The sequence below is a fragment of the Pseudomonas sp. BNK-15 genome, assembly GCF_047456105.1.
In the GTDB taxonomy this organism is placed as follows: domain Bacteria; phylum Pseudomonadota; class Gammaproteobacteria; order Pseudomonadales; family Pseudomonadaceae; genus Aquipseudomonas; species Aquipseudomonas putida_E.
The window spans coordinates 966999-990272 of sequence record NZ_CP179898.1 but is presented as its reverse complement, the minus strand read 5'-3'; the positions used below and the strand labels follow the sequence as shown (position 1 = coordinate 990272).

The following is a 23274-nucleotide window of genomic DNA, read 5'->3' as shown; positions in this document are numbered from 1 at the left end:
CATGGCGCCCGGCGGGTTACTGCGGCCTCAGACGACATGAATGCCGTTTTGCACCCACAGGTGGTGGCTCGGGTCCTCCTGGGCCGTGTATTGGTTATAGTCGATGCCGTCGGCGCTCTGGCTGCCGGTCAGGCTCCAGGTGTCGGTCATGTGCACCGAATCCTTGTCGTCGCCTTTGATCAGCAGCGTGCTGCTGCCGCTTTCGGTGACGGCCACCACATCCGCCAGGTTCAGCGTCAGGGCTACCGCGCTGGTGTCATTGAGGTCGATGATTTCGATGTCGTGGACACGCCCGGCCAGGGAGCCCAGGTCGATGCTGGCATCGCCGCCGCCCCACAGCAGGGTGTCGGTACCGCTACCGCCCTCGACGCTGGCAAAGGCCTGGTCCACCACCACGAGGGTGTCGTCGCCGGCCCCGCCCTGCAGGCTGATCTGCCCACCCTGGCTGCCATCGAGTTGGTCATTGCCATCGGTGCCGGCAATCACCTCGGCGGAGGCCGCCGCGGCGACACTGGCCAGGGCCGCACCCTCGTCGCCGCCGTCAGCCAGCAGCGAGGTGGTCGCGGTGAGCCCGGCAGCGTTGTCCAGGTTGATGGTCAGCGTTGCGGTATCGGTGGTGCCGTTGGGGTGCGTCAGTTCGTAGGTGAAAGTGTCCTGTTGGCCGACCACTGCCGAGGTCAGGCCCTCCTTGAGGGTATAGGTGTAGCTGCCGTCAGCGTTCACCAAAAGCGTGCCGTAGGTGCCGGTCACGCTGACGCCGTTGTAACCGGGGATGGCGTAGGTGTTGGCCGCTACCAGCACGCTGAGCACGGTCAGCGTCGAACCCAGGTTGTCTGCACCGCCGCCGGCGGTGTCGGTCAACAGGTTGCCGGTCACTGGGGTGTAGCCGCTGACCACGAACTCGTTGGTGTACGTGGTGGTGGTGTTGAGGCTGGTAGTGATCGAACTGAGCAGGCCGATGCCACCTGCGCTGACACGGATCTCGTAGGCACCTGGGCCCTGGTTCTGGAAGGTGTAGGCCGAGCCGCCGCCGAGCAGGCTGATCAGCGAACTGCCGGGCACAGACTGCACAAGTACGTACTGGCCGGTAGCCGTGTTGAGTTTGTAAAGGGCGATGGTGGTGCCGTTGAGCAGGCCCAGCAGGTTGGCGGAGTTGAGCACCACTTGCAGGTTGGCGGTGGTATCGGCGGCAACGGTGGTCTCGTAGATCGCCTGCCGCGAGCCGATCAGCGGCAGGGGCAGCGTTCCGAGTGTGCCGCTGTCGGTGTCCACCCGGTTTGCCAGGCTGATGTTGGTGCTGTCGATGTCGTTGACGGCATCGACCACCGTGGCGGGCGCGCTGAGGTTGCTATCGCTCCAGACCTCCGTGGCTTGCGGGCTGTCGATCCGCACGTAGAGGTTGGCGACATCGGTCAGGCCGTTGCCGTGCACCAGTTGATAGCTGAACACGTCTACTTTGCCGACGCTGGATGGGGTGCCGTTCGGCGTGTAGGTGTAGCTGCCATCGGCGCGGATCACCAGAGTGCCATACAGGCCTTGCACTTCGGTGGCGCTGCCGGCGGTGACGTAGCTGCCGTTCTTGAGCACCTGCAGCACGGCGCTGCTGTCCGGGCCACGGGCATCGGTGGTGCCGTCGACACCAGGGTCGGTGATGACGTTGCCGGTAGTGGGGGTACCGGTGCCGGTGAACTCGGTCAGGCTGGAGGTTTGGATGTCCAGCGTGGTGGTGACGTTGGTCACCAGGCCGATGCCGCCGCTGCCTACGGTCAGGCGGTATTCACCGGCCTGCAGTTCGCCGATGTCGACCTGCACCCCCTCGCCCAAGGGGAGCAGAATCAGGTCGAGCAGGCCCAGGCTGTTACCGGTAGCCAAAGTCACCCAGGCCCCGGACGCGTCTTTCACCTGCAGGGTGAAGGTGGCATTGTCGAGCAGGGCCAGGGCACTGCTGGTGGTCAGCGTCAGGGTCGGGTCCACCGTGGTGCCGGGGTCGACGGTCCAGGTGTAGGTCTTGCTGAAGCCCGCCAGTAGTGTGGTGAAACTGTCGGTGTAGGTCTGCGTGGCGACAACCGGTGCCAGGTTGACGGTGGCGGTGGCCAGATTGTCGCTGGCGGTCACCGGTGCGTTGGCGTCCACGTCCGGTGCGGTGATGGCAACGCTGCCGGAGGCGTTGTTGCGTGGGTCGGTCAGCGATACCGACAGTGTCTGGCCGTTGTCTTGGGCAGGGGTCAGGGTTACGGAGAAGGTGCCGTCGGGCTGCACCGTGCCGGTTTGCAGGACGGTGCCGGTGGAACTGCGCACTGTGACCGTGGCGCCAGGCTCGCCGCTGCCGGTCAGGGTGCTGCCGTCGGCGCTGATCACCAGGTTGCTGGCCAGCGCAGGCGGGGTGAGGTCTGGAGCGGTCAGTGCGGTGCCGGTCGAGGTGTTGCCGGTGGCATCGGTCAAGGTGACAGTCAGGGCCTGGTTGTCGATTTGCGCCGCCGCCAGGCTGACCACGAACAGGCCGTTGCTGCCCACTGTGGCGGTGCCCAGCACCGTGCCTGCAGTGTCGCGCACGGTGACGGTGCTGCCGATCTGGCCAGAGCCGCTTACCGTGGTGCCGTTGGCGTTGATGGCGGCCACTGGCGCGGCGGGTGGCGTGGTGTCCGGTGCAGTGATGCTGGCGCTGCCGGACTGGTTGCCGGCGGCATCGGACTGACGCACGGTAAGCAACTGCCCGTCGTTCTGCGTACTGGTGAGGGTGACGGTGAAGCTACCGTCGGGTTGTACCACGGCGCTGCCCAACGGACCGCCCGGGCCGATGACGGTGACTGTCGCGCCGGGCTCGCCGACGCCGGTCAGTACGGTGCCTGCGCCGGTCACGGCAAGGCTGGTCGGTGCAGCTGGCGCCTGTGTGTCCGGCGCGGTATAGCTGGTGCTGCCCGAGGCATTCTGTGCAACGTCGACCTGTGTCACACCGAGTACCTGGCCGTTGAGCTGCGCGCTGGTCAGGTTGATGCTGAACACGCCGCCAGCGTTGACCACGCCGGTGCCGAGCACATTGCCACTGGCATCACGCACGGTGACCGTGGCATTGGCTTCACCGGTACCGGTAAGCACCAGGCCATTGGCGGACAGCGCAGTGACCACCGGGTTGGCCGGCGCAGTGGTGTCGTCCGCCTGCACGAATACTGGCTGCGATTCGCCGCCTACCAGGTCCACGGCAGTGACCGACAGTGACTGCCCGTTGAGTTGGGCGGTATCGAGTTGAAGGCTGAAGTCGCCGTTGAGGTCGGCTACGCCGCTGCCGATCAAGTCGCCGTCTTCGTCGTAGACGCGTATCGACGCGCCACTGGTGGCATTGCCGGTCAGCGTCAGGCCGTCACTGCCGAGCACCACATCGGTGGGGGGAGCTGGAGGTGGAACCAGGGGAGTCAGGTAAGTTTCTTCCTCCGAGATGTTCGTGCCGTCGTACTGGGTGACGGTCAAGATGGCGGCAGGCCCGGGGGCGGGGTCCAGTTCAATGGAGAAATTGCCGCTGGCATCGACCACGCCGGTGCCGATGGGATTGCCTGCCAGGCTGACGGTCACTGTAGCGTTGGGCTCACCGCGCCCGGTGAGCACATCGTAGTCGGTATTGATTGCCAGGTTGGTGACCAGAGCAGGTGGCGACGTGTCGGTAGCCTGGTAGGTGGCTGGCAGCGAAGCATTGCCGGCGTCATCGGTAGAGACCACGGTCAGCAGTTGACCGTTGGTCTGCGCCGGGCTCAACGTCACGCTGAAGGTGCCGTCTACGGTGGCCTGGACGGTGCCGACAATGGTGTTGTCCGGGCCACGCACGGTGATGGTACTGCCGGGTTCGGCACTACCGATCAGTAGCGTGCCCGCCTGGTTCAGCGCCAAGTCGGCAGGTTGCGCTGGTGGCACCAAGTCCGGTGCGGTCACTTCGAATGGCGCGGAGGGGTTGCCGGTGACGTCCTGAGCGACGACGGTCAGTACCTGGCCGTCGATCTGTGGGGTTGTCAGGTCAAGCACGAAGGTGCCGTCAGGGTCGATCACGCCCTGGCCGACCATGTCGCCACGGTCGTTCATCACGGTGATGCGCGCCCCTGCTTCGCCGCTACCGGTGAGTTGGGTGCCGCTGTCGTTGAGCAACGCGACAACCGCGGCCGGCGGCGTGGTATCGACCGCCGTGACCGAGCTGTTGGGCGATACGTTTTCGCTTTCGTCTGTCAGGGTTACCTGAAGGCTTTGGCCATTGAGCTGCGGCGAGCTGAGGTCGACCACGAAGGTGCCGTCGGCACCCACCGTGGCGGTGCCGATTTCAGTGGTGCCCAGGTACACCCTTACCGTGGTGCCTGCTTCGCCGACGCCGCTGAGCTGATCGCCGGCAGCATTGAGGCGCAGTTCGGTTGCCGGTGCCGGTGGCGTGAGGTCGGGTGCATCGATCGTGACCGGCGCGCTGATGTTGCCGGGTGGGTCGGCCTGCTGTACCGACAGCACTTGCTGGTTGATCTGGGCTGGCGCCAGTTCCACAGAGAAGCTGCCATCGGCGAGCACAGTGGCCGAACCGAGCACTACGCCTGCGGCATTGGTCACCGTGACGGTAGCGCCCGGTTCGCCAAGGCCGGTGACCACACTGCCATCGGCATTGATGTCAACCTCGGTGAGGATGGCCGGCGGCGTGAAGTCAGGCGTTTGCAACGTGGCGACTGCCGACACGTTACCGGCTGCGTCGGCCTGGCTGAGGCTGAGCAGTTCGGCGTTGCCCAGCGCCGGGTTGAGGGTGACGGTGAAGTTACCGCTGGCATCGACCACTGCCGTACCGATTTCGTCGCCCTGCGCGTTGCTGACGCTGACCTGCGCGCCGGGCTCGCCGCGGCCGGTCAGGGTAACCCCGTCGCTGGAAATCGCAAGCTCAGTGGGGGCGGCCGGTGGAGTGGTATCGGCTGCAATGATGGCGCTGGGGTCGGACTGGTTGCCGGCGGCATCGGTCAGTATCACTTGCACCTGCTGGCCGTTGGCCTGCGGCGCGCTGAGGGTGACCTGGAAGGTACCGTCGGCGCGGACCACAGCGCTGCCCAGTGTGCTGCCATCGGCAGCCAGCACTTTGACGGTGCTGCCGGCCTCGCCAGTACCGTTGAGCAAGCCGCCGCCGCCGGCAAATGCCAGGTTGCCCGCAGCATCAGGTGCCACACGGTCGGGCGCAGTCAGGCTGACACTGTCGGACTCGTTGCCCGCTGCGTCGGTCTGCTGTGCACTGAGCTGTTCGCCATTGATCTGTGCGGTGCTCAGGCCAATGCTGAAGTTACCACTGGCATCGACCACGGCGGTGCCCAGGTCGACACCGCCTTCGCCGATCACGGTGACTGTGGCGCCCGGCTCACCTCGGCCGGTGAGCGTCAGGCCGTCGCTGCTCAGCACCAGGTTGGTCAGCGGTTGCGGGGCGGTGGTGTCCGGTGCCTGCAGGGTCGCAGGCAGCGAAGCACTGCCGTCGGTGCCCACGGCACTGACCTGCAAGACTTCGCCGTTGGCCTGTGCGCTGTCGAGGTTGACCGTGAAACTGCCGTCATTGCCGACTGGCGCAGTGCCCAACAGCACGCCGTCAGGCCCATACACATTGACGGTACTGCCGGGGGATGCATTGCCGGTAACCACCAGGCCATCGGCTGAGAGCGTCAGGTTGTCCGGAATGTCCGGTGCCAGGTTGCCCGGCGCGGTCACGGTCTGCGCCGGCGAGGCATTCTGCGCGGCATCGGCCTGGGTCACGCTGAGGCTTTCGCCGGCTGTGGCTGCAGGGCTGAGCGCTACGGTGAAACGGCCATCGCTGCCGACCGTGGCGGTCCCCAGCGAGGTGCCGTCGGGCGCACGCACGGTGACCGTGGCGCCGGCTTCGCCAGTACCTGTAAGGCTGGCGCCGTCGGCGGCGACGGCTAGGTTGGCGACGGCGGTGGGCGGTGTGGTATCGGCTGCGGTGTAAGGCGCGGCAGGCGACACGTTGCCTGCGGCATCTGTGGCGGTAACCTGCAAGGTCTGGCCGTTGGTCTGGGCGCTGCTCAGGGTGACCTGGAAGGTGCCATTGCTGCTGGCCACGGCGGTGCCCAGGATATTGCCTGCGGCATCACGCACGGTCACGGTACTGCCTGCTTCGGCGCTGCCGCTCAGCTGCAGGCCGGTACTGGCCAGGGCGAGGGCGGCCGGCGCCGCCGGTGGGGTGAAGTCCGGCGCTGTTACTGCAACAGGAAGTGATGTGTTGTTGCCCGCGTCGGTCTGGGTCACGCTCAAGTTCTGAGCGTTAAGTTGCGCACTGGTCAGGGTGAGGGTGAAGCTGCCGTTGGCGGCCACCAAGCCTGTGCCAATGATGGTGCCATCGGGGCCGCGCACGGTCACGCTGGCACCCGCTTCACCCAGGCCGGTGAGGGTCAGGCCATTGTTGTTGAGCACCACATTGGTCAGTGGGGCTGGTGGGGTGAGGTCGGCTGTACTGAGGGTGACAGCAGGGGAAGTGTTACCCGCTGCATCCACCTGGCTCACGCCGATGGCCTGGCCGGTTGCCTGTGGGGTATCGAAGGTGACCGTAAACCGGCCATCGGCGCCCACGGTCGCGGTGCCGACCACGGTGCCGGCAGCGTTGCGCACCTGCACGGTGGCGCCGGCTTCACCACTGCCTGACAGCTGTTTGCCGTCGGCGCTGAGCACCGGGTTGTCGACCGCAGCCGGGGGCGTGCGGTCCGGTGTTGCCAGGCTCGCCGGGCCAGACACATTGCCAGCGGCATCGCTAAGGGTGACCTGCAAGGCGCTGCCGGTGGTCTGTGCATTTGGCAGGGTGACCTGGAACTGGCCGCTCTGGTTGACGGTACCTGTGGCCAGTATCGCGCCACTGGCATCGCGTACGGTCACCGTCGCGCCCGCCTCACCCTGGCCGCTGACTACGGTTGCCGCGCTGTTCAGGCTCAGGCCGGTGGCAGCATCAGGCGCTTGCAGATCAGGCGCCTGCAAGGTGGCGGCGAGCGAGGTATTGCCCGCGGCGTCGCTCTGGGTAACGGTAAGGTTCTGGCCATTGGCTTGCGGGGGGGTCAGGCTGACGCTGAACAACCCGTTACTGCCAACGGTGGCAGTGCCCAGTTCAGTGCCTTGGGCATCGACCACGCGCACGGTCGCACCCACCTCGCCTTGGCCGATGAGGGTGCTGCCGCTGCGGTCCAGGGCAAGCTGGGTGGGGGCATCCGGCGCGGTGCTGTCCTCTGCAACGATGGTGGCCGGTACCGAGGGTTTACCGCCGGCTGTAAGGCGTGCGCTGACCTGCAGGGTCTGGGCATTGAGCTGGGCGTCGCTGAAGAACACTCGGAAGATGCCGTCGCTGCCGACCGTCGCGGTGCCCAGTGTGGTGCCGCCGGAGGTCACGGTGATAAGCGAGCCCACGGTGCCTTCGCCCGTCAGGAGGAAGCCGTCGGCACTGATGGTCAGGGCGGTTGGTGTAGCGACTCCGGTGCCGTCTGGCCCGGCCACGTCGACCGTGGTCTCGTTGCCACCGTCGTCTCGGACCACTACCTGCACGGTGTCGCCGGAAACCAGGGGTGGGTCGACTTCGACAACGAAGGTGCCGTCCGGCCCGGCGGTTGCGGTGCCCAGGTCAGTGGTGCCGTCGCGAACGATGATGGTGGTGCCGGGTTCGGCCGTACCACCGATAAAGCCGCCATCCGGGCTGACCGTGATGTCGGTCGCCGCAGCGGGCGGGGTGGTATCCGGCGCGGTGACGGTCGATGCGCCAGAGTCGTTGCCGGCTGCGTCGCTGACCACCACGGTCAGGCTCTCGCCATTGGTGAGCGGGGTATCCAGCGGTACGCTGAAACTGCCATCGCCGTTCACTGCAACGGTGACGACAGTGCCATTGGGGTCGGTCACCGTGACCGAGCTGGCCCCGGGTGCGTTGCCGGTCACAGTGGTGCCGTCCGGGCTGACGCTTACATCGGTCGGCAGTGCAGGCGGTGTGAGGTCCGGCGCAGTTGCCTGGGCTGCGGTAGAGGTGTTGCCGGCAGCATCGGTGAGGGTGACGTCGAGGTTCTGGCCATCCAGTTGGGCCGGCGACAGCGGCACGCTGAAGTTGCCGCCCACCGGCACCACGACCGTGCCCAGTAGATCGCCGTTGGCATTGCGCACTTCAACGGTGGAGCCCACCTCGCCGTTACCTTGCAGCGCTGTGCCATCGGCACTGACTTGCAGGCCTGTGGGGGCGGCGGGGCCGGTTGTATCGTCAGCGGTGAAGGTGGCCGATGGCGATGTGTTGCCCTCGCCGTCGACAAGCACCACCGACAGTACTTCGCCGTTGGTCTGGGGTGGGGCGAGGGTCACGGTAAAGCTGCCGTCGGGTTGCACTTGGGCATCGCCCAGCAGTTGCCCGCCGGCATCGCGCACTTCTACGGTGGAGCCTGGCTCACCTTGCCCGCTCAGCACACTGCCATCTGCGTTCAGCCCCAGGCCTTGTGCTGGTTGCGGTGCTTCGAGGTCGTTGGCAGTGACAGTGTCGGCAGCGGAAGTGTTGCCCGCAGCGTCCGCCTGGGTGACGGACAGCGTCTGACCGTTGAGTTGCGGTGGGTCGATGGTTACCCGGAAGCTACCGTCGGCCTCCACCACGGCGGTGCCCAATACTGCGCCGCCAGTGCCGGTGACGCGCACTTGCGCGCCGGGTTCGCCGCTACCGGTAACCACGGTGCCATCGGCGGCAAGGGCCAGGCCGGTGGGGGTGTCGGGCGCCTCGTTGTCCGGAGCAGGCAGGTCGACCGCTGCTGACACGTTACCGGTCGGGTCGCGTTGTTCAACGGTCAAGGCCTGGCCATTGGTCTGTGGAGGGGCCAGGGTGAGTTCGAAGGTGCCGTCGCCGGCCACCTCGACGCTGCCCAGCACAGCGCCGTCGGGGCTGCGCACGATCACCGTGGCACCCGGTTCGCCAGTGCCGGTAACGGTGGTGCCGCTGTCGTCGATGCTCGGGTTGCCGACAACTTGCGGTGGGGTGCTGTCGGGGGCGGTGAAGTCGACCGGGCCGGCACTGTTGCCGAGATTGTCGGTGGCCTCCACGGTGAGGCTTTCGCCGTTGCGCTGTGGCGGGTCGAGGGTGACATCGAAGCGCCCGTCGGCGCCGACTGTCGCGGTGCCCAGCACGGTACCGTCCGCCGCACGTACCGTGACGATCGAGCCACTCTGGCCCTGCCCGGTGAGGTGCAGGCCTGCGCTGTCGATGGCCAGCCCGGAAGGTTGCAGTGGGCCGTCCAGGTCCGGCGCGGTCAGGGTTGCGGTCGAGGTATTGCCCGCAGCGTCACGCAGCACCACGTCGAGCATCTGGCCATCGGACTGGGCCGGTGTGAGGGTGAGGGTGAAGACGCCGTTCGCGCCGACCACTGCAGTGCCCAGCACCGTGCCCTGGGCATCGCTCACCTGCACGCTGGCCCCGGGTTCACCGCGGCCAGTGAGGGTAGCGCCATCGGCGCTCAGTTGCAGGTCACTGGCCGGGTTCGGCGGGGTGATATCCGGTGCACCGACCTGGGTCGGCAGCGAGCTGTTGCCGTCGGCGTCCAGGGCCACCACATCGAGCAGCTCACCATTGGCCTGAGCGGGGTCGAGGCCGACGGTGAAGTTGCCATCATTGCCCACTTGCACGCTGCCCAGCACATTGCCTTGTGCATCGCGCACCTCCACCAGGCTGCCAGCCGGAGCGGTGCCGCTGACGGACGAGCCATCGGGGGCTACCACCACCCCGGCGGGGCCTTCCGGGACGGGGGTCTGTGGCACGATGATGCTGAGCTCAGGCGACGGATTGCCGGCAGCATCGGTTTGTACCAGCACGATGCTTTCGCCCGCAGCCACTGGAGCATCCAGTTCGACCAGGAAGGTGCCATTGGCTGCCACGGTGCCACTGCCGATCACATTGCCGTCGGCATCCAGCACTTGCACTGTGGCACCCGCTTCACCGCGGCCCGATATCACGACGCTGCCGGCGCCCACCACCACGCCGGTGATGAGGCCCGGGGCAGTAATGTCCGGGGCGGTATAAGCCAGTGGTGCGGAGCTGTTGCCGGCGGCATCGGTGACTGTGATGGCCAAGGCTTCACCGTCGGCCTGGGCAGGGTCGAGGGTGAGGCTGAAGCTGCCGTCCGGCCCGACGATAGCGCTGCCGATCAGGGCTCCGGAGGCGTCGCGCACTTGCACCCGTGCACCGGGTTCGGCATTGCCGGTCAGCGTTTGACCATCGCTCAGCGTCAGCCCGGTCGGTTGCCCGGGGGCTACCAGGTCCGGTGCCGTCAGCGGGCTTGTCGTTGATACGTTGCCAGCGGCATCGGTCAAGGTCACTTGCAGCGACGAGCCATCGGTCACGGGCGGGGTCAGTAGCAGGGTAAAGGTGCCATCAGGCTGCACCGTCCCGGTCCCCACGACCTGGCCCTGGTCGTTCGATACGGTTACCGTTGCTCCTGCTTCACCGCGCCCCGAGACTGTACGGCCATCGGCGCTGATGATCAGGCCACTGGCGGGCGCTGGCGCAGTGGTGTCACCACCGCCCGTATCGATGTCCGGCGCGGTGACGGTGCCGGCAGTGGAGGTGTTGCCGGCGGCATCGGTGGCCGTTACCTGTAACTGCTCGCCGTCGACCAGCGGTGGGTCGAGGGTGATGCTGAACGCACCGTTGGCGCCCACGACCACGCTACCCAGTACCGTGGTGCCGTCCGCTGCGAGCACGCGCACAGTACTACCTGGTTCGGCACGCCCGCTGACTACTCTGCCGTCAGCGCTGACGGCCAAGTCGGTCGGTTGTGCGGGCGGCGTGGTGTCGGGCGGGTTGCCGACCCCGTCATCGGGTGCGTTGACGGCTGTTGCGGGTGAGGTGTTGCCAGCGGCGTCACTGGCTGTGACTTGCAGCGGCTGACCCTCGGTTTGCGGGGGTTGCAGGGTGATGCTGAACAGGCCGTCGGCACCTGCCACGGCGGTACCCAGCACGGTACCGTTGGCGGCACGCACTTGCACGGTGGAGCCGGGTTCAGCGCGGCCGGTTAGTGTGGTTCCTTGCTCGTTGACGGCCAGGTCGCTGGGGGCCAGGGGGGCGGTTGCATCCGGTGCGGCCACGTTGCCCGGCTGCGAGGCGTTGCCAGCAGCATCGGTCAAACTGACATCCAGGCTTTCGCCATTGACCTGGGGTGGGTTCAAGGTCACGGTGAAGGTGCCGTCGGTGCCCACAGTGCCGCTGCCGATCAGGTTGCCGGCGCCGTCGCGTACATTCACCGTGGCACCGACCTCGCCGCGGCCAGTCAGGCGCAGGCCATCGGGCGAAACCAGCAGGTCTATGGGCGTGGCGGGTGGCGTGGTGTCGCCTGGCGCAGAGCCGTCGCCGCTGCTACCGCCTCCACCACCGCTGCCTGCGGCGGCGGCTGCGCCGCCAACGCCCAGCAGGCTCAGCCCGGCAATCGCCCAGGTCGGGGTTTCGCTGCCAGCGCCGCCGATGCCTGCGACCAGTTCATCGAGCGAGGCGACTTCCTCGAAGGTGAAACCGGTGAAGGCTTCGGCATCGTAGTTGGCGTGCCACAGGGTGCCATCTTCGCCGACGAAGACCATGTCACTGCCGACACCCGCCTGGTCCACGGCAAAGAAGTTGCCGACGGTGACCTTTTCCCCTGACTTGAGTGTGACGATCAGGTCCTGACCCCGTCGGGTCACGGTTGCCACCTGGTCAGGCGCAACGGGCATCTGCACCACGCCTGGGCTGTTGAGCGTGATATTGCCCCAGGCATTCTGGGTGGCGACGGTGGTTTGCTTATCGGCGACGACGATGTTGTCCATGGATGCTCCCTGCTGGTGTGCGGCACACAGGGGCACCGTTGGCGATCCTGCTGGCGCAACCGCTTGTGCAGTAGCACGCAGCCCGGTCGCATAACGGCCCTGTTACCGGTGGTAAGGGAGATATAGCAGCCCAACGGAAAGCAACCAGAGGCTTTCTGGGTTAATCCTTTGGTGGGAAACGCGTCTAGCGCAGGCCCAAGCGCCGAGCCAAGCGGTTTAGATTGGCGCGATCCAGGCCCAGTTCGCGTGCGGCGGCGGCCCAGTTGTCCTGATGGCGCTGTAGGCAGGCGTCGATGATCTGGCGCTGGTAGCCGTCGACAGCTTCGCGCAAGCCACCCTCGGCCAGCGACGGCGCCGGCAGGGGGGCAGGGGAGGGGGCCTGTGCCACGCTCGCCACGGTACGCAGGTCCAGGTCACTGGCTTGCAGGGTAAGGATGCGTGGCCGGTCAGGGTGCTGGCCCATGGCCTTGAGGGCCGAGCGGCCAATGAGGTGTTCCAGTTCGCGCACGTTGCCGGGCCAGTCGTAGGCCAGTAGCGCCGCTTGCGCTTCGTTGCTCAGGCGCAGGCTGTTCAGGCCCAGTCGTGATCGATTCTGTTCGAGGAAGTAGCCTGCCAATAGCAGCACATCGCGCCCACGCTCGCGTAGCGGCGGCACCTGCAGCGGGTACACGCTCAGGCGGTGATAGAAGTCGGCGCGGTAGTTGCCGTTGCGCACCTCGGCGGCAAGGTCGCGATTGGTTGCTGCGATCAGGCGCACATCCACTGTGTGTTCGCGGTCTGAGCCCAGGCGCTGCAGTTGCCCGCTTTGCAATACCCGCAGCAGCTTAGCCTGCACCGCCAGCGGCAGTTCGCCCACTTCGTCGAGAAACAGCGTGCCGCCGTTGGCCAGTTCGAACTTGCCGCGACGCTCACCGTGGGCGCCGGTAAAGGCCCCGCGCACATGGCCGAACAGTTCGCTTTCCACCAGCGTGTCGGGCAGCGCGGCGCAGTTGAGGCTGATCAGGGGCTTGTTGGCACGGTGGCTGGCCTGGTGCAGGGCCTGGGCCACCAGTTCCTTGCCCACGCCAGTTTCGCCGGTGATCAGCACGGTCAAGTCGCTACCGCCAACCAGGCGTATTTCATCCAGCAGGCGCTTGTGCGCCGGGCTTTGGCCAATCAGCTCTTTGTCCTGGCCGCTGGCCTGGCGATAGATTTCGGCGCGCTGGTGCTCATCCTCGGCGCGCAGTGCCAGGTGCTCGATGCGTTCGGCCACCGTGACCGTGGCGGCTGCCAGGCTGGCGAAGGCCTGCAGGGCATCGAGCTCCAGGCTTTGGAACTGGCCCGGGGTGAGGGCATCGAGGGTTACCAGGCCCCATGGGCGCTCGTCGACCATCAGCGGGCAGCCCATGCAGTCATGCACGTGAAGGTCGACGTCGTGGGCATTGACCAGGCCGTCATAGGGGTCGGGCAACTGGGAGTCGCTGGGAAAGCGGGTGGGCTCGGCGCGGCTGAGCAAAACCTGGAAGCGCGGATGCTCGCTGACTTTGAAGCGCCGGCCCAGGGTATCGGCAGACAAACCGTCGACAGCCAGTGGCACCAGCCATTCGCCATCGAGCCGCAGCAGTGCAGCGGCATCGCAGGGCAGCAAGCCGCGCATGGCTTGTAGCAGGCGGCGGTAGCGTTCCTCTTCGGGCAGGTCACGGGACAGGTCGCTGACCAAGGGGAGCAGGGCGGTGAGCAGCGGCTTTGCAGTCATAAGGACTCCTATTGGTCCAAATGACTATACGCCGTGCCTGGTCGTTTTGACATGTACTTAGCCAAAATACTGATTTTATTGATATTTAAGTTTGGCACGAATACTGATACTGCACATGCAACCATTCGAAGCCTCTGGCTCAGGAGTTGTTGCAATGCTCAATGCCGAACAACGTGCAATCATCAAAGCCACTGTCCCGCTGCTGGAAACCGGTGGAGAGGCGCTGACCACCCACTTCTACAAATTGATGCTCAGCGAGTATCCGCAAGTGCGCCCACTGTTCAACCAGGCGCATCAGGCCAGTGGCGACCAGCCGCGCGCCCTGGCCAACGGCGTGCTGATGTACGCCCGGCACATCGACCAGCTGGAGCAGCTCGGCGGCCTGGTCGGCCAGATCATCAACAAGCATGTCGCCTTGCAGATCCTGCCGGAGCATTATCCGATCGTCGGCAGCTGCCTGCTGCGTGCCATCGAGGAGGTGCTCGGCAAGGAGATCGCCACTGCAGAGGTGATCGCTGCCTGGGGCGCGGCCTATGGGCAGTTGGCCGAGATCCTCATTGGCGCCGAGGAAGGCCTCTACAAACAGAAGGAAGAGGCTGCCGGTGGCTGGCGCGGTACCCGCGAATTCCGCCTGGTACGCCGCGAGCAGGAAAGCAGCGAGATCGTTTCGTTCTACTTCGCTCCTGTCGACGGCAAACCGGTGCTCAAGGCTGAACCGGGCCAGTACATCGGCTTGCAGCTGTTCATCGACGGCGCCGAGCAGCGTCGCAATTATTCGCTGTCGGCCTTGTGCGATGGCAAGCAATACCGCATCAGCGTCAAGCGTGAGGCGGGCGGCAAGGTGTCCAACTACCTGCATCATGAAATGATGGTCGGCAGTACCGTGCAACTGTTCCCGCCGTCTGGTGACTTCACCCTTGCCGCCAGTGACAGGCCGCTGGTGCTGATCAGCGGTGGTGTCGGCATCACACCGACCCTGGCCATGCTCGAGGCGGCCCTTGAAACCAAGCGACCGGTGCATTTCATCCACTGTGCGCGCAATGCAGGGGTGCATGCGTTCCGTGACTGGGTCGATGGGTTGGCCGAGCGTCACCCGCAGCTCAAGCGCTTTTATTGCTATGCCGAGGATGATGGTTCGCACGACGCCAATGCGGTGGGGCTGTTGAGCCAGGAGCTTTTGGGTGAATGGATGCCGGGTGAGCGTGACGTGGATGCGTACTTCCTCGGGCCCAAGAGCTTCATGGCGGTGATCAAGCGTTACCTTAAAGAGCTGGGTGTGCCCCAGCAGCAGAGCCGCTACGAGTTCTTCGGGCCGGCGACAGCTCTGGAGTGATGTGCTGACTGTTCGGACCCCATCGCCGGCAAGCCTGCCCCCACAGGTACGCTGGCGTACCTGTGGTTTCTGGGCTGCTTTGCATATAAAGGAAAGATGAACCGCGCCAGCCATCTTTCATCGTTAATCGTCCTTTAATCACTGTATCCTTCACTCCCGGGTGTCGAGGGGCTCGCCCCTGCGCGGCGCCCGGGCAGCCGCTTTTTTACCGGCCGGCGTTGAACCGATGTCACGCCTGCCGGTCTCAAGCCCACTCCGGATAGCCCTCGCAGTGCTGTCTTGCCGCTTCCTCGACACGCTAACGGTCAGACCTGCGTGTAGACTTGCGCCAGGCAGGTGGACCACGCTGCCCCTATCCATCGAAGGAACCGGCAATGAACGAACAAACATCGCGCCTGAATCGGGAACGGCGCTTTCTGGTGCTGCTGGGGGTGATCTGTCTCGCCCTGATCGGTGGCGCTTTGTACATGCAGGTGGTGCTCGGCGAAGCCCCCTGCCCACTGTGCATCCTGCAACGCTATGCCCTGCTGTTCATCGCCGTGTTTGCCTTCATCGCCGCCGCGATGCCCGGGCGGCGCAGCCTGACGTTGTTCGAAGGGCTGGTGGTGCTGAGCGCAATTGGCGGAATCGTTGCGGCCGGCAACCATGTGTATATACTCGCCAACCCCATGGTCAGTTGCGGTATCGATACCCTGCAGCCGATCGTCGACGACCTGCCGCTGGCCAAGCTCTGGCCGCTCGCATTCCAGGTCGACGGTTTCTGCAGCACGCCATACCCGCCGATCCTCGGTTTGTCCCTGGCGCAATGGGCACTGATGGCGTTCGTGCTGACGGCCATCCTGGTTCCGCTGGGCATCTACCGCAATCGGCGCCAGCCTTAGACATAAGTCCCGAATTTGCTGTGGTCTTTTGCACCCACAGAGAAGAGGGAAAAGTCGCCTCCCGCTTGATCCAGATCAACCACAAAGCCTTGCGCAATGCGGCTTTGAGGCCTATCAAGCGGGGTGCGACAAACTGTCGCGAAGTTGAATTTTTGACCAGTATTGTTACGTATTCTGTAAAAGACTGTTGCTCAATAAGTCATAGTCAAGGGTTGGCGACCTCACTACAATCGCCCCCAATTTCCGTTCGGCACTGCTTGCGAGTCGCAGGATTGAAGGAAGCCCCAGCGCTTTCTTTTGCTGACTTCGTCAAGTTTCGCCCAGCGGCGATACCGGGCGGATACCCCTCCGCGTTTTCCCGCACCAAATGGACTTGGTCTGAAGTACAGGCCTGTTGCCTACGAAACCATAAGCACCGCTAACACGCTTGAGCCAAGGTCCTGCAGTCGGACCCCAGGCAGGAGCGTATTCGGGCGCGAAATGCCTCACTTGGCAGGACGAAGTGTTGGCTACCAAAACACAAATTGCATTGAAGCAAGCTGATCTAGAGGTCGTGAGATGAGTAAAAAGCGTTACCCCAGACTGTTTGGCATATTGCCCTTTTTAGGCATGCTTTTACTCAGCGGGTGCAACTGGACCCTGCTCGACCCGAAAGGTCAGGTCGGCATTGAGCAAAAGAACCTCATCCTCATCGCTACCGGCCTGATGTTGCTGGTGGTGATCCCGGTCATCATCATGACCGTGGCCTTCGCCTGGAAGTACCGTGCTTCCAACAAGGCTGCCACCTACACCCCGGACTGGTCGCACTCGACCAAGATCGAGGCTGCGGTGTGGATCATCCCGATCCTGATCATCATTGCCCTGGGTTATGTCACCTACAAGTCCACCCACAAGCTGGACCCATACCGTCCGCTGGATTCGGACGTGAAGCCGATCCAGATCGACGTGGTCGCACTGGACTGGAAGTGGCTGTTCATCTACCCGGAGCAGGGCATCGCGACGGTCAACAAGATCAACTTCCCGGCTAACACCCCGGTCAACTTCCGCGTCACCTCCGACGCCGTGATGAACTCGTTCTTCATCCCGGGCCTGGGCGGCCAGATCTACGCCATGGCCGGCATGACCACCAAGTTGCACCTGATCGCCAACGAAAACGGCGTGTTTGACGGTATCAGCGCCAACTACAGCGGTGCTGGCTTCACCGGCATGAAATTCAAGGCTACTGCCACTTCCCAGGAAGACTTCGACAAGTGGGTCGCCGAAGTGAAGCAGTCGCCTCTGAAACTGGGCAAGGCCGAGTACGAAGCACTGGCCAAACCTAGCGAATACAACCCAGTCGCGCTGTACAGCGAGGCGCCAGCGGAGCTGTTCCAGACCATCGTCGACAAGTACGAAGGCATGAACCGCGGCAAGCCGGTCCACGAAGAAGCAGGCAGCAAAGATCTGGCCACCACCACGGGTGTGGAATCGAGTACGCAACCAGCTGCCGGTGCAGAGGAGTAAGAGATGTTCGGTAAATTAAGCCTGGAGGCGATACCCTATCACGAGCCGATAGTCATGGTGACGCTTGCCATGATCGCGCTCGGCGGTATCGCTGTCGTCGGCCTTATCACCTATTTCCGCAAGTGGACCTACTTGTGGACCGAGTGGCTGACCACGGTCGACCACAAGAAAATCGGGGTGATGTACATCATCGTCGCGATGGTCATGCTGCTGCGCGGCTTTGCCGACGCCATCATGATGCGTACCCAGCTGGCTGCTGCTACCGGCGGCTCCGAAGGCTACCTGCCGCCTGAACACTATGACCAGATCTTCACCGCTCACGGTGTGATCATGATCATCTTCATGGCGATGCCGTTCTTCACCGGCCTGATGAACCTTGCGGTTCCTCTGCAGATCGGTGCACGTGACGTTGCCTTCCCGTTCCTGAACTCCCTGAGCTTCTACCTGCTGCTGGCAGGCGTGCTGCTGGTCAACATCTCGCTGGGCGTTGGTGAATTCGCCAAGACCGGCTGGGTTGCCTATCCGCCGCTCGCGGGCATTCAGTACAGCCCTGGGGTGGGTGTCGACTACTACATCTGGGCGCTACAGCTATCCGGATTGGGTACGACGCTAACCGGTGTGAACTTCCTCGTCACCGTGATGAAGATGCGCGCACCAGGCATGAAACTGATGGACATGCCGATCTTCACCTGGACCTGCACCTGGGCCAACGTGCTGATCGTCGCTTCCTTCCCGATCCTGACCGCTGCACTCGCACTGCTGACTGTTGACCGTTATCTGGACTTCCACATTTTCACCAACGAGCTTGGTGGGAACCCGATGATGTACGTCAACCTGTTCTGGGCGTGGGGTCACCCTGAGGTTTACATCCTGATCCTGCCGGCCTTCGGCGTGTTCTCGGAAGTGACTTCGACCTTCTCCGGCAAGCGTCTGTTCGGCCACCACTCGATGATCTACGCATCGGGCGCGATCGCCATCCTGGGCTTTGCCGTATGGCTGCACCACTTCTTCACCATGGGTGCCGGCGCCAGCGTCAACACCTTCTTCGGCCTGGCGACGATGCTGATCTCCATTCCGACGGGTGTGAAGCTGTTCAACTGGCTGTTCACCATGTACCAGGGCCGTGTGCGCTTCACCGCACCGATGATGTGGACCCTGGGCTTCATGATCACCTTCTCCATTGGTGGCATGACCGGCGTTCTGCTGGCTGTTCCAGGTGCTGACTTCGTGCTGCACAACAGCCTGTTCGTTATCGCTCACTTCCACAACGTGATCATCGGTGGTGCGGTATTCGGCTACATTGCCGGCTTCGCCTTCTGGTTCCCGAAAGCCTTCGGCTTCACCCTGAACGAGAAGTGGGGCAAAGCTGCCTTCTGGTTCTGGATCTCGGGCTTCTACGTTGCGTTCATGCCGCTGTATGCCCTGGGCTTCATGGGCATGACCCGTCGTCTGAACCACTCCGACAACCCGCTGTGGGAACCCTACCTGTACGTTGCCGTCGTCGGCGCCGTGCTGATCCTGTTCGGTATCGCTTGCCAGCTGATCCAGATCTACGTTTCGGTCCGCGACCGCAACCAGAACCTGGACGTGACCGGCGACCCATGGGGCGGCCGTACCCTGGAATGGTCGACTTCGTCGCCACCTCCGTTCTACAACTTCGCCCACATGCCTGAGAAAGTTGGCCTGGACTGCTGGCACGAAGCCAAAGAAGCCGGTGTTGCCTACAAGGCACCGGGCAAGTACGAGCCGATCCACATGCCGAGCAACACTGCTACCGGCTTGTTCATGGGCCTGTTCCTGACCGTCTTCGGCTTCGCCTTCATCTGGCACATCTGGTGGCTGGTGGGCGCGAGCCTGGTTGCGACCATCGCTGTCTTCGTTCGCCACGCTGCGCGTGACGACCAGGGCTACATGGTTCCGGCCGAAGAAGTGGCGCGCATCGAAGGCGAGCGCATGAAAGCGCTGGCCAAAGCAGGTGCTCTGCCTGCCGGCGCACGTGTCGAATCGTTTGAGCGGGTGTAATCAATGTCCAGTCAAGTAATCCACGGCGCTGCTCATGGTCACGACCATGGGCACGACGATCACCACCACGACTCGGGCCAGATGACCGTACTCGGTTTCTGGCTGTACCTGATGACCGACTGCATCCTGTTTGCGTCGCTCTTCGCCACCTACGCGGTGCTGTCCGGCAGTTTTGCCGGCGGCCCGTCGGGTCATGACATCTTCCAGCTCGATTTCGTAGCTGTAGAAACGCTGTTCCTGCTGCTGTCCTCGATCACCTTCGGCTTCGCCATGCTGAAGATGTTCGACGGCAAGAAAGCAGGCGTGCTGGGCTGGTTGGCAGTGACCTTCCTGTTCGGCGCTGCGTTCATCGCGATGGAAATCTACGAGTTCCATCACCTTATCGCTGAGGGCTACGGCCCGCAGCGCAGTGGCTTCCTGTCGGGCTTCTTCGCCCTGGTAGGCACCCACGGCCTGCACGTGACCGCCGGCCTGATCTGGATGGCAATCATGATGTACCAGATCAACAAGCACGGCATCACGCCGACCGCCAAGACCCGCATGAGCTGCCTGAGCCTGTTCTGGCACTTCCTGGACGTGGTCTGGATCTGCGTATTCACCGTCGTTTACCTGCTGGGGGTTCTGTAATGGCTAACGCACACGACACTCATCACGAAGGTAACCACGGCAGCGTGAAGTCCTACATGATCGGCTTTGTACTGTCGATCATCCTGACCGCGATCCCGTTCGGCCTGGTGATGTACCCGAGCCTGCCGAAGAACCTGACCGTCCTGATCGTGGTGGCCATGGCCGTCATCCAGGTGGTAGTGCACCTCGTGTACTTCCTGCACATGGACCGCTCGAAAGAGCAGCGTTCCAACGTGTCGACGTTCCTGTTCACCACCATGGTGATTGCACTGCTGGTCGGCCTGTCGCTGTGGATCATGTTCAGCATCCACTACGAAATGATGGCCAAGTGAGGTAAGACTGCATGTCCGTTAAGCACTTTATCCAAATCACCAAACCGGGGATCATTTTCGGTAACGTGCTTTCCGTGGCAGGCGGTTTCTTCCTTGCCTCGAAGGGCCATGTAGACTTCGCCCTGTTCCTGGCGGTGGTAATAGGTACGTCCCTGGTGGTTGCGTCCGGTTGCGTGTTCAACAACTGCATCGACCGCGACATCGATATCAAGATGGAACGTACCAAGAACCGCGTCATGGTCCAGGGCGGCATGTCGCTGACCCTCGCGCTGGTCTACGCCACCCTCCTCGGGGTGGCGGGCTTCAGCCTGCTGTATGTCCAGGCCAACCCGCTGGCGGCGTTCTGTGCGCTGATCGGGTTCATCGTCTACGTCGGTTTCTACAGCCTCTGGCTGAAGCGCAAATCGGTGCACGGCACCTTGGTTGGCAGCCTGTCCGGTGCCATGCCTCCGGTGATCGGCTACTGCGCCGTGAGCAATAGCTTCGACCTGGCGGCGGTGACCCTGCTGGTGATGTTCAGCCTGTGGCAGATGCCGCACAGCTTCGCGATCGCAATCTTCCGCTTCAAGGATTACAGCGCTGCCAACATTCCGGTCCTGCCGGTGGCACGTGGCATCCTCGCGGCCAAGAAGCAGATCGTGCTGTACGTGCTGGCCTTCGTGCTCGCTACCCTGATGCTCACCCTCGGCGGTTACGCCGGCCTCGGCTACCTGGCCGTGGCAGCTGCCATGGGCCTGTACTGGCTGTACATGGCCTGGGGTGGTTACAAGGCCGAGGACGACAGCAAGTGGGCCCGCAAGGTATTCGGCTTCTCCATCCTCACCGTTACCGCCCTGAGCGTGATGATGGGTGTGGACAGCCAGACCGCTGCGGACGTGCTGATGACCTACGCACGCTGATACAGTCGCCTGTTACACGAAAACCCCGGCCATGTGCCGGGGTTTTTTTTTCGATTCTGGCCCTATCATCGGTTTGGAAACATAAATCTCTGGTTTTCAAAAAATACATCTGAAAAGTTCTAACAAAACAGGATTATGTCCTTTACAGTCATACTGTTTCGGCATTATCTTCTGATCCAGGCCGCCACATCGGCCAGCGTCGCTCGGACGGTTCCGGGCGCTTACGTACTCAGAGGAAACCATGGCCGACCAAGGTTCGCCGCGCCGCTTTGCGCGCATCGATCGTCTCCCCCCTACGTCTTCAACATCACTGCCGAGCTCAAGATGGCTGCCCGCCGCCGTGGCGAGGACATCATCGACCTGAGCATGGGCAACCCCGATGGTGCTACCCCGCCGCACATCGTCGAGAAGCTGGTGCAAGTCGCCCAGCGTGATGACACCCATGGCTACTCAACCTCTCGCGGCATCCCGCGGCTGCGCCGTGCCATTTCCAACTGGTACAAGGAGCGCTATGAGGTCGACATCGACCCGGAAAGCGAAGCCATCGTCACCATCGGCTCCAAAGAGGGCCTGGCGCACCTGATGCTCGGTACCCTCGACCATGGTGACACCGTGCTGGTGCCCAACCCGAGCTACCCGATCCACATCTACGGCGCAGTGATCGCCGGTGCCCAGGTGCGTTCGGTGCCGCTGGTGCCCGGTGTCGACTTCTTCAATGAACTCGAGCGGGCGATCCGCGAGTCCATCCCCAAGCCGAAGATGATGATCCTCGGCTTCCCGTCCAACCCCACTGCCCAATGCGTGGAGCTGGACTTCTTCGAGCGGGTGGTGGCCTTGGCAAAGCAGTATGACGTGCTGGTGGTGCACGACCTGGCCTACGCCGATATCGTCTACGACGGCTGGAAGGCGCCGTCGATCATGCAGGTGCCGGGTGCCAAGGACATTGCCGTGGAGTTTTTCACGCTGTCCAAGAGCTACAACATGGCCGGCTGGCGGATCGGCTTCATGGTCGGCAACCCTGAACTTGTCAGCGCCCTGGCTCGCATCAAGAGCTACCACGACTACGGCACGTTCACCCCCTTGCAGGTCGCGGCGATCGCGGCGCTCGAAGGTGACCAGCAGTGTGTGCGCGACATCGCCGAGCAGTACCGCCAGCGCCGCAACCTGTTGGTCAAAGGCCTGCACGAGCTGGGCTGGATGGTCGAAAACCCCAAGGCGTCGATGTATGTCTGGGCCAAGATACCCGAGCAATACGCCCACCTGGGGTCGTTGGAATTTGCCAAGAAACTGCTGGCTGAAGCCAAGGTGTGTGTCTCGCCGGGCATCGGTTTTGGCGATTACGGTGATGACCACGTGCGCTTCGCCCTGATCGAAAACCAGGACCGGATTCGCCAGGCGATACGGGGCATCCGGCAGATGTTCCGGGCTGATGGCCTGAGCCGCAAATAGTGCAGTTTCAGGGGCCGCCATGCGGCCCCTGATGTTTGCCGGATCGACGGCAAACTATTTTTCGTTGCCCCTCTTCTCAGCCGACTTGGCTTCGATTACAAATGGCGCCGCGGGCCAGCCCCGATAACAATAACCTTCCCCTTCCGTGCCATCATGTCCGAATACAACCCTTGCCTTGACTGCGGCGCCTGCTGCGGGTACTTCCGTGTGTCCTTCTTCTGGGGCGAATGCCAGTCAGCCGGTGGCGTTGTGCCCGATGACCTGGTGGTGCAGATCAACCCGACCCGGGTAGCCATGATCGGCACCGATGCCAAGCCTTGCCGCTGCGTCAGCCTCAAGGGCGAGATCGGCACCGAGGTGGCGTGCACCATTTACGCCAACCGTTCCAGCCCTTGCCGTGAGTTCGAAGCGTCGTGGGAGGGGGGCGTACACAACCCCAGTTGCGACGATGCACGTGCTGCTTATGGTTTGCCGCCGCTGACGCCACCGGGGGCCAACGAGCCGCATTGGCCGGATGATGGGGCCGAGGTGGCCTGACCACCGGCGACACGGTCATCGTAGGAGCGGCCTTGTGTCGCGAAAGGGCCGCAAAGCGGCCCCAGCGATACCTGTGGCGACGCTAAAATCCTGAGGGCGCTTCGCCCCCTTTCGCGACACAAGGCCGCTCCTACAACAATCGCATCGCCAGTCATGT

The 23274-nt window shown here is 63.7% G+C and carries 10 protein-coding genes and 1 pseudogene; 9 read left to right on the top strand and 2 right to left on the bottom strand.

Translation table 11 applies throughout. The annotated features are described in order from the left end of the window. Nucleotides 1-27 precede the first annotated feature (27 nt). Both ACMGF5_RS04465 and norR read right to left on the bottom strand, forming a co-directional pair. Complete coding sequence (locus ACMGF5_RS04465) at nucleotides 28-11799, bottom strand: BapA/Bap/LapF family large adhesin (protein WP_414157591.1); 11772 nt, start codon at nucleotides 11797-11799, stop codon at nucleotides 28-30. Nucleotides 11800-11983: 184 nt separating this feature from the next. Beyond that, nucleotides 11984-13534, bottom strand: a complete 1551-nt coding sequence (gene norR, locus ACMGF5_RS04460) for a nitric oxide reductase transcriptional regulator NorR (protein WP_046784503.1) — start codon at nucleotides 13532-13534, stop codon at nucleotides 11984-11986. A gap of 154 nt (nucleotides 13535-13688) precedes the next feature. On the opposite strand from norR, the gene hmpA reads away from it, so the two are divergent. From hmpA to ACMGF5_RS04415, 9 genes and pseudogenes are all read left to right on the top strand, one after another. Continuing rightward, a complete protein-coding gene (gene hmpA, locus ACMGF5_RS04455; protein WP_414157590.1) occupies nucleotides 13689-14867 on the top strand; it encodes an NO-inducible flavohemoprotein in 1179 nt (392 codons plus the stop codon). Between the two features lie 374 nt (nucleotides 14868-15241). After that, nucleotides 15242-15748, top strand: a complete 507-nt coding sequence (locus tag ACMGF5_RS04450; RefSeq protein WP_039601973.1) for a disulfide bond formation protein B — start codon at nucleotides 15242-15244, stop codon at nucleotides 15746-15748. A 558-nt stretch (nucleotides 15749-16306) separates the two neighbouring features. Continuing rightward, complete coding sequence (gene cyoA, locus ACMGF5_RS04445) at nucleotides 16307-17251, top strand: ubiquinol oxidase subunit II (RefSeq protein ID WP_012316183.1); 945 nt, start codon at nucleotides 16307-16309, stop codon at nucleotides 17249-17251. Between the two features lie 3 nt (nucleotides 17252-17254). After that, a complete protein-coding gene (cyoB, locus tag ACMGF5_RS04440) occupies nucleotides 17255-19273 on the top strand; it encodes a cytochrome o ubiquinol oxidase subunit I (RefSeq protein ID WP_115273905.1) in 2019 nt (672 codons plus the stop codon). Between the two features lie 3 nt (nucleotides 19274-19276). Next, nucleotides 19277-19900 (top strand): cytochrome o ubiquinol oxidase subunit III, encoded by a 624-nt coding sequence (cyoC, locus tag ACMGF5_RS04435; RefSeq protein WP_012316181.1) that lies wholly within the window; start codon nucleotides 19277-19279, stop codon nucleotides 19898-19900. Further along, nucleotides 19900-20232 carry a cytochrome o ubiquinol oxidase subunit IV gene (gene cyoD, locus ACMGF5_RS04430; RefSeq protein ID WP_012316180.1) on the top strand — a complete coding sequence of 111 codons (333 nt, stop codon included), beginning with the start codon at nucleotides 19900-19902 and terminating at the stop codon, nucleotides 20230-20232. Before cyoC ends, cyoD begins: the two co-directional genes overlap by 1 nt. Before the next feature lie 11 nt (nucleotides 20233-20243). Then, nucleotides 20244-21131, top strand: coding sequence for a heme o synthase (cyoE, locus tag ACMGF5_RS04425; protein ID WP_046784501.1), 888 nt, complete (start codon nucleotides 20244-20246; stop codon nucleotides 21129-21131). A 241-nt stretch (nucleotides 21132-21372) separates the two neighbouring features. Continuing rightward, nucleotides 21373-22580: pseudogene (alaC, locus tag ACMGF5_RS04420) on the top strand (alanine transaminase). A 153-nt stretch (nucleotides 22581-22733) separates the two neighbouring features. Further along, nucleotides 22734-23117: a YkgJ family cysteine cluster protein gene (locus tag ACMGF5_RS04415; protein ID WP_012316177.1), complete on the top strand. Its 384-nt coding sequence runs from the start codon at nucleotides 22734-22736 to the stop codon at nucleotides 23115-23117. Nucleotides 23118-23274: the final 157 nt, after the last annotated feature.